The sequence below is a fragment of the Arthrobacter sp. AOP36-A1-22 genome, from assembly GCF_052377615.1.
Taxonomy (GTDB): Bacteria; Actinomycetota; Actinomycetes; order Actinomycetales; family Micrococcaceae; genus Arthrobacter_H.
Genome location: NZ_JBQSWX010000015.1, coordinates 15,914 through 27,942, shown reverse-complemented (window position 1 = coordinate 27,942; position 12,029 = coordinate 15,914). Strand labels below are relative to the sequence as shown.

General features: G+C 69.1%; 9 protein-coding genes and 1 riboswitch. Of the genes, 4 read left to right on the top strand and 5 right to left on the bottom strand.

Going from position 1 to position 12,029, the window contains the following annotated elements; all coding sequences use genetic code 11:
• Positions 1-55 precede the first annotated feature (55 nt).
• Positions 56-182: riboswitch (TPP riboswitch) on the top strand.
• A gap of 53 nt (positions 183-235) precedes the next feature.
• Together ACT3S2_RS10160 and ACT3S2_RS10155 are read left to right on the top strand one after the other, a co-directional pair.
• Positions 236-856 carry an ECF transporter S component gene (locus ACT3S2_RS10160; RefSeq protein ID WP_444554872.1) on the top strand — a complete coding sequence of 207 codons (621 nt, stop codon included), beginning with the start codon at positions 236-238 and terminating at the stop codon, positions 854-856.
• A gap of 4 nt (positions 857-860) precedes the next feature.
• Positions 861-3,299 (top strand): ATP-binding cassette domain-containing protein, encoded by a 2,439-nt coding sequence (locus ACT3S2_RS10155; RefSeq protein ID WP_444554873.1) that lies wholly within the window; start codon positions 861-863, stop codon positions 3,297-3,299.
• Between the two features lie 6 nt (positions 3,300-3,305).
• Here ACT3S2_RS10155 and ACT3S2_RS10150 read toward each other — a convergent pair whose 3' ends face one another.
• Entirely contained in the window at positions 3,306-4,196 is an 891-nt protein-coding gene (locus ACT3S2_RS10150) for an aminodeoxychorismate lyase (RefSeq protein ID WP_444554874.1), read from the bottom strand.
• A gap of 116 nt (positions 4,197-4,312) precedes the next feature.
• Here ACT3S2_RS10150 and cls point away from each other — a divergent pair, with 116 nt between their 5' ends.
• On the top strand, positions 4,313-5,752 hold the full coding sequence (gene cls, locus ACT3S2_RS10145; RefSeq protein ID WP_444554895.1) for a cardiolipin synthase: 1,440 nt from the start codon (positions 4,313-4,315) through the stop codon (positions 5,750-5,752).
• Between the two features lie 10 nt (positions 5,753-5,762).
• Here cls and ACT3S2_RS10140 read toward each other — a convergent pair whose 3' ends face one another.
• From ACT3S2_RS10140 to ACT3S2_RS10125, 4 genes are read right to left on the bottom strand one after another with little or no spacing between them, the layout of a single operon-like run.
• A complete protein-coding gene (locus ACT3S2_RS10140; RefSeq protein WP_444554875.1) occupies positions 5,763-7,874 on the bottom strand; it encodes a chorismate-binding protein in 2,112 nt (703 codons plus the stop codon).
• The gene (locus tag ACT3S2_RS10135) at positions 7,864-8,367 is read right to left on the bottom strand and encodes a low molecular weight protein-tyrosine-phosphatase (protein WP_444554876.1); all 504 of its coding nucleotides are present in this window, start codon (positions 8,365-8,367) and stop codon (positions 7,864-7,866) included. The genes ACT3S2_RS10140 and ACT3S2_RS10135 overlap by 11 nt, the downstream gene beginning before the upstream one ends.
• A 54-nt stretch (positions 8,368-8,421) precedes the next feature.
• Positions 8,422-9,048 (bottom strand): LysE family transporter, encoded by a 627-nt coding sequence (locus tag ACT3S2_RS10130; RefSeq protein WP_444554877.1) that lies wholly within the window; start codon positions 9,046-9,048, stop codon positions 8,422-8,424.
• A gap of 27 nt (positions 9,049-9,075) precedes the next feature.
• A complete protein-coding gene (locus ACT3S2_RS10125) occupies positions 9,076-9,546 on the bottom strand; it encodes a MarR family winged helix-turn-helix transcriptional regulator (protein ID WP_444554878.1) in 471 nt (156 codons plus the stop codon).
• 137 nt (positions 9,547-9,683) lie between these two features.
• Between ACT3S2_RS10125 and ACT3S2_RS10120 the strand changes: the two genes are divergently transcribed.
• Positions 9,684-11,846 (top strand): MMPL family transporter, encoded by a 2,163-nt coding sequence (locus ACT3S2_RS10120; RefSeq protein WP_444554879.1) that lies wholly within the window; start codon positions 9,684-9,686, stop codon positions 11,844-11,846.
• Positions 11,847-12,029 lie beyond the last annotated feature (183 nt).

Genomic DNA, 12,029 nt, shown 5'->3' with positions numbered 1-12,029 from the left:
TCGGTAGGTGATTACCTGCCCAGCATAACGCGCTGTAGACTCGGCCCTACTGAATCACCTACGACAGGGGAGCGTCGCCGACCGGCCACGGCCGGAATCTTCGACGCTGAGAGTGCGGAACACCGCAGACCCTCGAACCTGCTCCGGCTCGTACCGGCGAAGGGAGTCGAGAATCTCAGGACCCGCGGAACCGCCGCGGGGTCCTCCCCTCCTTGGACCCAAGGAGGAACACCACATGAGCAGCACCCTCTCGGCGGCACCGACCGCCCGTTACACCTGGCGCGTCGTGGACATCGTCGTCGCCTCCGTCATCGCCGTGGCCTCCGGGGTGATCTTCTGGGCCTGGAACACCACCCACCACGCCTTCGACTTCATCTTCGTGGCCTTCCCGCCCTCATCCGCCCTGCTGGCCGGAATGTGGCTCTTCCCCGCCGTCCTGGGGGCACTGATCATCCGCAAACCAGGGGCCGCACTGTTCTGCGAGATGGTAGCCGCGGTCGTTTCCTCGCTCCTGGGCTCCGAATACGGCTGGACGGTCTGGGCCTCGGGGATCATCCAGGGCCTCGGCGCCGAAATCGTCTTCGCCGTGCTGCTCTACCGCCGCTGGTCGCTGCCGGTGGCGCTGTTCGCCGGGCTGCTGACCGGGATCTTCGGTGGAGTGAACGACGCCTTCGTCTTCTCCTGGTTCCCCGACTACACCGAGAGCATGAAACTGGCCTATGTGGTGTTCATGGCCATTTCGGGCCTGGTCATCGCCGGATTGGGATCCTGGGCACTGACCCGGGCCCTGTCGCGAACCGGGGCCTTGTCCTCGATGGCGTCGCGGAAGGCCGCCCAGGAACGGGTCCTGGGTTGAACCGATGACACATGATGCACCGACCGGGGCCCGGGGCCCTTCACCGGCCACCGGGGTCGGCGACGTCCGCGCGGCGGCGGTCAGGGCCAGCGGTTGGGGATGGCAGCATGCCGGACGCGAGGAGCCCGCCGTGCTGGGGCTGGACCTGGACATCGACGCCGGGGAGAAGGTGTTGCTCGTCGGCCCGTCTGGGGCCGGTAAATCGACCCTCATGCATGCCCTGGCCGGGGTGTTGCAGGACGATGAGGACAACGCCTCCGCAGGGGAACTGCTCATCGATGGCCGACCCGCCGCGGCCGCCCACGGCCGGACCGGGCTGATGCAGCAGGACCCCGAGACCCAGATCGTCCAGGCCCGGGTGGGGGACGACGTCGCCTTCGGGGCGGAAAACCTTTCGGTGGATCCGGAACTGATCTGGCCCCGCGTCATCGAATCCCTGCACGCCGTCGGGCTCAGCCTGCCCCTGGACCACCCCACCTCCTCCCTGTCGGGGGGACAGAAGCAACGACTGGCCCTGGCCGGGATCCTGGCCATGCGCCCGGGACTGGTCCTGCTGGACGAACCCACCGCGAACCTCGACCCCGAGGGGGTGCTGGAGGTCCGTGACGCAGTGATCGACGCCGTGGGCGCCAGCGGGGCGACGATGATCATCGTCGAACACCGGCTGGCGGCCTGGGCCGACGCCGTGGACCGCGTGATCGTCCTGGAGCCCGGCGGCGGCATCGCCTACCAGGGCACACCGGCCCGGCTCTTCGCCCCCGGACCCATCCGGGACCGGCTCATCGACGCCGGGGTCTGGGTTCCCGGCCACACTCCCGTGCTGCCGGCCCGGCTGAAGCCGGCAGCACCGGCCGCCGGCCTGTTGAGGGGACGGGGGTTGGCCGTGTCCAGAACGGCCCAGGGTCCTGCCGCCGTATCGGGTCTTGACCTGCGGATCGACGCCGGGCAGGCGCTGTGCATCACCGGGGCCAACGGGGCGGGCAAATCAACACTGGCGTTGACCCTGGCCGGGCTGCTGCCCGAACGGGCCGGCAGCGTCGCCGCCCTGCCGGGCCTCAGCGGCGACCAGGGCGCCGCGGGGGCCTCCGACCCCGGGGACGCCGACCGGCCCTACCGGTGGCGGGCCGGGGAACTGGTCGCCCGGATCGGCACCGTCTTCCAGGAGCCCGAGCACCAATTCGTCACCGCCACCGTGCGCGAGGAACTGGCCTTCGGCCCACGACGGGCCCGCAGACCGGGGTCGAAGACCCGGCTGTACACCGACGAGGAAATCACCGGACGGGTCGATGAGCTGTTGGACCGGTTGGGGCTGAGGCATCTGGCCGAGGCGAACCCGTTCACCCTCTCGGGAGGCGAAAAGCGCCGGCTGTCGGTGGCCACCGTGCTCGCCGCCCGCCCCCGACTACTGATCCTCGACGAACCGACCTTCGGCCAGGATGCCAATACCTGGAGGGAACTGGCGCTGTTGCTGCGCGAACAACTCCAGGACGGCGTCGCCGTCGTCGCGGTCACGCACGATGCGGGCTTCGCCGCCGCCTTGGGGGCCTCCACGGTCGAGGTCGTCGCCGATCGACGCCCCTGCCGGGAACCGGGCAGGACCACACCGCAGGGCCCGGACCCCACCACCGCCCGGGCCTCCGGGGGGATGCCGGGGCTGGAACCCGATGCCGGGGCCCGGGCGAGCTTCTTCGGGCGGTGCAACCCGTTGGCCAAGCTTGCTGCGGTGGTGCTGGCCACGGTGCCGTTGATCGCCTCTCTGGACCTGGTGACCTCCAGCATCGTCGTCCTGGCCAGCCTGCTGCTGCTCCGGCTCGGGGGGATCGCCCCGGGACGCTTCCTCCTGCGGGCGTGGCCTTTACTGGTGGCGGCGCTGTTTGCCGCCTGGGGCACCGCGCTGGTCGGCAACGATGCCGGCGCGGTCCTGCTGGACCTGGGGGTGGCCACGATCAGCGAGGGGTCCCTGGTCTCCGGGGTGGCCACCGGACTGCGGATCTTCGCGGTAGCGGTTCCCGCGGTCATCGTCCTCTCGAGCACCGACCCCACCGATCTGGCCAATGCCCTGGCCCAACAAGCCAGGCTTCCGCACCGTTTCGTGTTGGGTGCCTTGGCCGGGATGCGCCTGATCGGGCTGCTGGCCGAGGAATGGGTGACGTTGGGCATGGCCCGCCGGGCCCGGGGCGTGGGCGCCCAAGGAGGATTCGTGCAGCGTCTGCGGGCCAATGCGGGGCAGAGCCTGGGGCTGATGGTCCAGGCCATCCGCCGCGCCTCGCGGCTGGCGGTCACGATGGAGGCCAAGGGCTTCGGCGGGACCCGCCGCACCTGGGCGCGGACCGCCACCTTCTCCTGGCGGGACGGGGCCCTGGTGGCCGGAGGCCTGTCCCTGGGGGCGGTGGCCACGGCCGCCGCCCTGCTCACCGGCGCCTGGAACCTCGTCTGGGGCTAGCCGGTCCTAGCCGACGGCTTCGAGCAGGGCCGCCAGTTCGGTGCCCAGGGCCCGATCCCGGGAGATCGGGGTGCCATCGATCGAGGTGACCGGGGCCAGCAGCCGGAGGCTGGAGACCAGCCATACGGCGTCGGCATCGAACAGGTCCGCCGGTTCCAACGGGCCGTAGCCCAACGTCCAGCCGGCGGCTTCGGCGGCCGCGAAGATCGCGCCCTGGGTGGTTCCGGGAAGGATTCCGGTCTCCACCATCGGGGTCACCAGCTGCTTGACCCCGTTCACTCGGGTGGCCAGCAGCACCGTGGAGGTCGGCCCCTCGAGCACGCGTCCGTCGCTGGAGGTGAAGATGACGTCCTCCGCCCCCAGTGTGTGGGCATGACGCAGGGCGGCCATGTTCACCGCGTAGGAAAGCGTCTTGGCGCCCTGGAGCAGCCACGGGGCCCGTTCGGCCAACGAGGAGTCGTAACCGCGGTCCAGGAGCACGACGGCGACACCCTCGGTGCGTTGGCGGCGTCCGGACTCCGGGGCGGGGGAGACGGTGACCCAGGCGGTGCCGTGGGGCTGGTCCTCCGGGCCCCGGGTGGCGACCAGTTTCACCACGGCCTCATCGGGGTCCTCCGGGTCCGCGGTACGCTCCTGGTCATACCGGGCCACCGCGGTGGCGATGGCCGCCCGCCAGGACTGCTCCCCGGGCAGGTCCAGGTCGCAGCTGGCCGCCGAGCCCCTGAGCCGGGAGAGGTGGGCGTCCAGTTTCCGTACGGCGCCGGCGGTATACAACATGGACTCGAAGACCCCGTCGCCGCGGATGACCCCCTGATCGGTGACGAGCAACTGCGCGGCGGAGGCATCGGCGAGGCGGCCGGCCGGCCTGGAGGGGTCCAAGAACACCAAGACTGTCATGGGCCAAGAATACCCTTGCGGTTTGTTCCTGCCACTAGGCTTGGACCGTCCCGACATCGTTGAGAGGTGCGTCCTTGACCGAATCGCTGTTCCTTTGGCAGAACCTTCCCGGATGGATGGTGTCGCTCCTCTGGGTGGTCGACCTCGGGATCCGGATCGTCATGCTCGGTGTCGTCCCCGGGAACCGGCGGCCGACCACCGCGATGGCCTGGCTGCTGTCCATCTTCTTCTTCCCCGTCGTCGGCCTGGGTCTGTTCCTGCTGTTCGGGAACTTCAAGCTCTCGCAACGCCGGATCGACCGGCAAACCGACGTCAACCAACGGGTGATCGATGCCACCGCGACCCTGGACGTGGACAACGGCCCCCCGGACGCCCCGGAGTGGGTCCGGTCGGCGATCGAACTGAACCGCAACCTCGGGGCCTTCCCCCTGCAGGAAGGAAACCAGTTCGATTTCATCACCGATTCGAGCGAATCGATCCGCCGGATGACCGAGGCGATCAACCAGGCGAAGGACTACGTCAACGCCCAGTTCTACATCGTGGGCGACGATCCCGAGCTCACCGGCCCCTTCCTGACGGCGCTGGAGGATGCCGCCGACCGCGGGGTGCGCGTCAGGTTCCTCTTCGACCATCTGGGCACCATGCGCACCGAGGGATACCGCGAGTTGTTACGGCGTCTGCGCGGCAGCGGCATCGAATGGCGGCGGATGCTTCCCATCTCACCGCTGCGCTGGAAGTGGCGGCGCCCGGATCTGCGCAACCACCGGAAGATCCTGGTCATCGACGGGGAAACCGCCTTCACCGGGAGCCAGAACCTCATCGAGCCCGGCTATAAGCGCAAGTCCTCGCATAAGCTCGGCCGCGAATGGATCGATTTGATGGCCCGCGTCGGAGGACCGATGGTCACCGGCCTCGACGTCGTCTTCGCCACGGACTGGTCGCAGGAGACGGACGAGTACCTGCTGGAGGACCTCAACGAGGGCGGTGTCCCCCTGCCTTGCGGGACGACCACCGGACAGATCGTTCCCTCCGGACCGGGATTCGAGTCGGAGAACAACCTGCGCCTGTTCAACACGCTGATGTATTCGGCCACGGAGAAACTGACGATCACCAGCCCGTACTTCGTCCCGGATGATTCGATGCTCTACGCGGTCACCACCGCGGCCCAGCGCGGGGTCGAGGTCGAGCTGCTGGTCTCCGAACGCGGCGACCAGGCGTTGGTCCATCACTCCCAACAGTCCTACTACCTGCAGTTGTTGAAGGCCGGGGTGAAGATCTACCGGTATCAGCAGCCGATGGTTCTGCACACCAAGTGCTTCACCGTCGACGACGAGGTGGCGGTCTTCGGGTCCTCCAACATGGATATGCGGTCCTTCTCGCTGAATCTGGAAGTGTCCCTGATGCTGCTGGGATCCCGGGCCGTGGGGGAGATCAAGAAGGTCCAGGACGCGTATAAGGAAAAGTGCACCCTGCTCACCCTGGAGGACTGGCTGGACCGTCCACGCACCATGCGCTACCTGGACAACGTGGCCCGGCTGACCGCAACCCTGCAGTAGGGCAAGGCGGTCAGTCCCCGGCGTCGAACCCGGTGCCCAGGGCCGAGAGCACGCCCCGGGATTTGGTCGTGACCTCATCCCATTCCCCGGCCGGATCCGAATCGGCGGTGATGGCCCCGCCCAGTCCCAGGCCGAGTCGCCACGGGCCGGGGGCTGCCTGCGCGACGTCGGGCCCCGAGGTGGTCCCCGGATCCTGTCGGGCGACCAGCGTGCGGATGACCACGGCCAGATCGGCGGCCGAGGTGTGGGAGAAGTATCCGACGGCCCCCGAATACACCCCGCGGGGCCGGCCCTCCTCGAGCCGGTCCAGGATGGCCATCGTCGAGATCTTCGGGGCCCCGGTCATGGACCCCGGCGGGAAGGCGGCGGCCACGGCCTCGGCCCGCGGGGCGTCGGGGAGCAGCCGGGCCTCGATCGTGGACACCAGCTGGTGGACGGTTGCGTAGCTCTCCACCGCGCACAGGCGCGGAACACGCAGGGTCGAGGGAACAGCAAAGCGGGAGAGATCGTTGCGCAGCAGATCCACGATCATGATGTTCTCCGCCCGGTCCTTCGGCGAGGTCGCCAGATCGTGGGCCAGCCTGCCGTCCAGGGTCGGGTCCTGCGAGCGCGGGCGGGTGCCCTTGATCGGTTCGGCCCGCAACAGGCCGGCCGCGTCCAGGGACAGGAAACGTTCGGGGGAGGAGCTGGCCACCACGGTGCCACCCCACCGGATGTAGTGGGCGAACGGGGCGGGGCTCGTCCGACGCAGGGCCAGATACGTCCGCCACGGGTCGAAGGCCTCCGGGGCGACGGTGGCCTCCACCGCGGTGGTCAGACAGATCTCATAGCTGTTGCCCTCGGTGATCTGGGCTTGGGCGGCAAGGATCTTGGCCAGGTATCCCTCCCGGGTGTCCCGTGCGGTGAAACGCGGGGGTGGGTTCGTCGCGGCGGCGGGCTCCGGGGGGAGGGGCGGTTCGCCCATGGCCGGATGGGCCCGGGGGCCGGGGAGCCGCCGGAGTGCGTCGGCCGTGGAATCCAGCCAGTTGCGGGCATCCGGGGACTCCAGGGCCAGCAGCCAGGCTTCGGCGCGTTCATGGTCGATCACGAGGGCCCGTCCCGGGTGCAGGAGAGCGGCATCGGGGGTCGGGCTGGAGGCGTTGGGGACCGCCCCGGATTCGCGGCCGAGCTCGTAGCCCAGCCAGCCGAGCCACCCCAGGGCGAAGCCGCAGTCCAGTCCCGCCGGCCCCTGGAGCCGGGCGGTGCCCCAGTTGCGGTCCAGCCAGGCGAAGAACGGGCCGGCCACCCGCACCCGGGCACAACCGATGACCACCTCGGTCAGGCCGTCATGGTGTTCGGCCCGGGCGGCGGCCTCGCCGGCATCGTCCGCCAGGATGCTGAAGCGGTTGCGGGTGGCCCCGGGGCAGGAGGCGTTCGAGGATTCCAGCAGGACGGCATGTTCGCCGGGGAAGAACCGTTCAAAGAGGCTGGTCGCGACCTGTGGGATGTCAGGCAGCGGCAGACGGCGGGCGAGCAGCGACCCGTTCGCTGCCGCCTGGAGTTCGGGCCGCAGGGGTTCCTGCAGCACCGGCAGCTGGGTCAGGGCCCGGAGTGCATCGGGCGGGGCACTGCCGTCGGCATGGTTCGCCACGATGACATCGGCGCGTTCGATCACCGGGTCCTGGTCCAGCCACCCCTGCTCCTGTGCCGCCCAGCGCTCCCAATGCGGGGCGAAGGTGTCGCCATCCCGGGCCAGGGCACGCCGCCGTCGGACGTCGTCCTCCACCTCGACCCAGATGCTGGCATCCAGATAGGCGCGTGCTTGACGGCAGGAGGCCCCGACCCCCTCGACGATGACGACGTCGGCGGCCACCGTGGTGCGGCGCTCGCCGTCGGTGCCGTGCTCCCAATCCCAGGAGGTCCAGCGGGCGTCCTCACCCCAATACAGGGAGTCCAGCACCTCGGTGACATAGCGTTCGCGGCCGCGGGCGAGCCCGTCCCAGCCGGTGTAGATGTCCTCGAGGTGGAACAGGGAGACGCTGCGGTGGACCCTCAGACTGGTGGCCAGTTCCAGGGCCAGGGTGGACTTGCCGGCCCCGGAGCGGCCATCGACCGCAATGATGACCGGTGATCTACGCGCCACGCGGATCCGCGGTCCGGGTCCTGATGTGGCGTACCAGCCCCGGCACGGCGGCGGTGATGAGTTGTTCGGTGATCGCGAAGTCCGCCTCGTCGCCGTACCAGGGGTCGTAGATGCCTTGCTGGGCGGGGGCCTTCTGGGCCACCTCGGGGTCGAAGGACCGCAGCATGTGGACCTTTGAACGATCGGATTCGTTTCCGGCCAGCCGGCGCAGGGCCCCGAAGTGGTCGGTGTCCAGGGCCAGGACCAGATCAGTGTCGGCGAAGTCCTCGGCGGCGAACTGGCGGGCGGCATGCCCGGACGGGTCGAGGCCCTGGCGCCTGAGCAGCTCGGCGGCCCGCGGATCCATGGGACGCCCGATCTCCCAGTCGCTCGTTCCCGCCGAATCGACGTCCACGCCCTCGACGCCGGCCTCCTGCAGGGCGGCGCGGAGCAGGTGTTCGGCCATCGGGGACCGGCAGATGTTGCCGGTGCACACTGTCGTGATCCTGTACATGCTGCCAGTCTAGGTGCGCCGTGGTTCCGGTGACAGCCTCACGCCCCGGCGGGGCTACTGGTGCATCAGCACCAGCAGGGCGGCCACGAAGATGAACAAGGTCCCGAAGCAGAGGTTCAGGATGCGTTGGCCGCGGGCATTGCGGGTGAAACGGCGGAATCCCTTGGCCGTGGCGGCGAAGAAGAACCACATGACCAGGATGTCCACCGCAACGATGGTCCCGATGAGGATCAGGTATTGGGGCAGCAGGGGAGCGGCGGGCCGGATGAACTGCGGGGTGAACGCCAGGAAGAAGACGATCGCCTTCGGGTTCAGGAGGTTCACCCAGAGCCCGCGCCGGAACATGGACACGCCGGACTCATGGGCCCTGACGTCAACCGCCGCCGTATCGGGGTCCGGTTTGGCCCGCAGCAGGCCCACGCCCAGATACACCAGATAGGCGGCGCCCAGATAGCGGATGGCGGCGAAGGCCACCGGTGAGTTGGCCACCAGCACCCCGATGCCGGCGGCGACGATCATCACGTGCACCAGCAAGGCGGCCTGTTGTCCCAGGATGCCCCAGAACGAGCGCCGGAACCCCGCATTGAGGGCGTTGTTCATGGTGTTGATCGCCCCGGCGCCGGGGGTGAAGCTGATCAGGATGCAGGCACCCAGCAGCGAAAGCCAGAGGGAGAGGGTCACCCAAGGATTCTAGGGGTCCGGAGCCGGCTACGTGGTTTCGGGGCGGTGCGACCCGGTCGCCCGGTCCACGGCCGCCGAGGCGTCGGCCATGAATCGGGTCAGGACCAGGCGCTCGGCGGGGTCGAAGCGGGCAATGACCTCGCCGAGCTCGGTGGCCAGGGCGGTGAACATGGCCCGCCCGTCCTGCGCGGCACTGGCGGTGCTGCGGATCCTGACCACCCGGCGATCGTCGTCGTTGCGCTCGCGGGTGATGTGTCCGGAGGCGGCGAGGCGGTTGAGTAGGGCGGTGGTCGCCGGTGAGCTCAGGTTCAGCACGGCGGAGAGGTTGCTGGCCGTCGGGGCCTGGCCTTCCTGTTCGGTGCGCATGACGAAGGACAGTGCATTGAGATCGGTCCGGTGCATTCCGTGCCCCGCGCCGGCGGTCTCCACGTAGCGGTCCGTGGCCATGACGAACCGTTGGAGCAGTTCGATGAGGCGACGATCCGGCGGGCTTTCCATGCAGACAGTTTATGCCGGGCAGACGTGGAGGCCGATAATTTTATCAGAAAATCATATTATTTCATGGTGGAACTAAAGTAGGATCTGAGGGAAACGAACATCGGGGACGGCCGTGCCGCCCGGGCCGAGGAGTAGAGATGACCCAGCAGAGCCAGGACCCCCAGACCGGTTCGCCCTTGACACCGGCCGGGAGCCGCCGGAACCGGGGGCCGGTGCTTCGGGCCCTGTTGGCGGTGCTCGTGGTCGCGGTCTGGCTCGGGGTGGCCGGGGTCGGAGGTCCGACCTTCGGGAAGCTGGACCAGGTGCAGACCAACGACCAGGCGGGGTTCCTCCCGGCCACGGCCGAGGCCACACAGGCCCTGGACGCCCAGGCCGGCTTCAGCGAGAGCGAAGCAGTCCCCGCCGTCGTGGTGCTCGAAGGAAGAACCGCGGCCGATGTCGACTCCTTCGACGCCGACGCACTGAAGAAGAAGATCGAGGCGGAGCACCTGGTCTCCGGGGACATCGCCGGGCCCTTCCCGTCCGAGGACGGCACGGCGTTGGAACTGGTGGTCCCGCTGACCGAGGACATGGAAGCCGACGCCGCCGTGGCCGAGCTGCGCGACGTCCTGGCCCAGCAGGTCCCCGACGGGGTGGACGCCTATGTCACGGGCCCGGCGGGATTCACCGCCGACCTGGTGGAGGCCTTCGCCGGGATCGACGGGATCCTGCTGCTCGTGGCCCTGAGCGCCGTCCTGGTGATCCTGCTGTTGGTCTACCGTTCCCTGCTGTTGCCGTTCACGGTGCTGTTCACCGCCGTCGCCGCCCTGTGCCTGGCGATCCTTGCGGTGTTCTGGATGGCCAAATGGGACTGGATCAAACTCGATGGACAGAGCCAGGGGATCCTCTCGATCCTGGTGATCGGCGCCGCCACCGACTATTCGCTCCTGCTGGTGGCCCGCCATCGGGAGACCATCGCAGCCGGCCACCGCGGATTCGATGCCGCCGCCCGGGCGCTGAAGGGGGCCGCCGAACCCATCGTCGCCTCGGCCGGGACGGTCACCGTCGGGTTGTTGTGCCTGACGTTCTCGGACTTGAACTCCAATAAGGCGCTCGGGCCGATCGGGGCCTCGGGGATCATCTGTTCGGTGATTGCCGTCCTGACGTTCCTGCCGGCGGCACTGACCCTGTTGGGCAGGACCGCCTACTGGCCGTTCGTTCCGCACCATGCCGATCATCTCGATCCCTCTCCCGTGGCCGCGATCGGCCTCTGGGGCTCGGTGGCCCGGCTGGTTGGCCGGCATCCACGCCGGATCTGGATCGCCACGGCGCTGGTGCTCATCGTCGGGTCCCTGGGCATCACCCAGCTCAAGGCCACCGGGGTGCCCCAAAGCGAGCTGGTGTTGGGCGAGACCGAATCGGCGACCGGCCAGGACGTCCTGGCCCGGCACTTCGACGCCGGAGCCGGCAGCCCGGCGGTGCTGATCACCGCCAGCGGCAGCGCCGGGACAATGCTCGAGACGGTGAAGAAGGACGACGGCGTGGCCTCGGCCTACCTGCAGGCGGAGGGCGGCGGGCCGGCAGGGGGCGGAGCCCCGGGGCGGGAGCGCCCCGCCCAGGAGGTGGACGGACGGAACCTGATCTCCATCACCCTCGACGCGGCGGCCGATTCCGCTGCAGCGGAACAGTCGGTGGTGTCGCTGCGCCGAGAAGCGCGGCAGGTGGATCCGGACGCACTCATCGGCGGTCCCACCGCGATCTCCCTGGACACCAACGTCACTGCCGAGGAGGACCTGGTGAAGATCATCCCGCTGATCCTGTTGGCCATCCTGGTGATCCTCATGCTGCTGCTGCGTTCGATCCTGGCCCCGGTGCTGCTGGTCATCACCACGGTGCTGTCCTACGGAACGGCCATGGGCGTCTCGGCCTGGGTGTTCAACGGGATCTTCGACTTCCCCGGGGCCGACCCCTCGGTTCCCCTGTTCGGGTTCGTCTTCCTCGTGGCGCTCGGGGTGGACTACAACATCTTCTTGATGACCAGGGTCAGGGAGGAATCGCTCAAGCACGGCACCCGGGAGGGGGTTTTGCGTGGGTTGGCGGTCACCGGCGGGGTGATCACCTCGGCCGGCGTCGTCCTGGCTGCGACCTTCGCCGCCTTGGGTGTCATCCCCATCATGTTCCTGGCCCAGCTGGCCTTCATCGTCTCTTTCGGTGTGCTGTTGGACACCCTGGTGGTGCGCTCCTTATTGGTGCCGGCACTGGCCCACGACCTCGGAAAGGCCATCTGGTGGCCCTCGAAACTGTCCAAGGTCGGGAACTAGCGGAGGTCGGCCGGTCGGCCTGCTGGTAGGGTGGGCCCTTGTGGCTCGTCCCACCGGCAGGATGTGCGGTGGACCAGCCATGCGTCGACAGATTTGATCCTTTTCCCGCCGTCGTCCCGCCTTGAGCGGGGCACTACGTTGCGGCGGAAGGCCGGCCACCCCCGTGGAGGTCCGGCGGAGCCC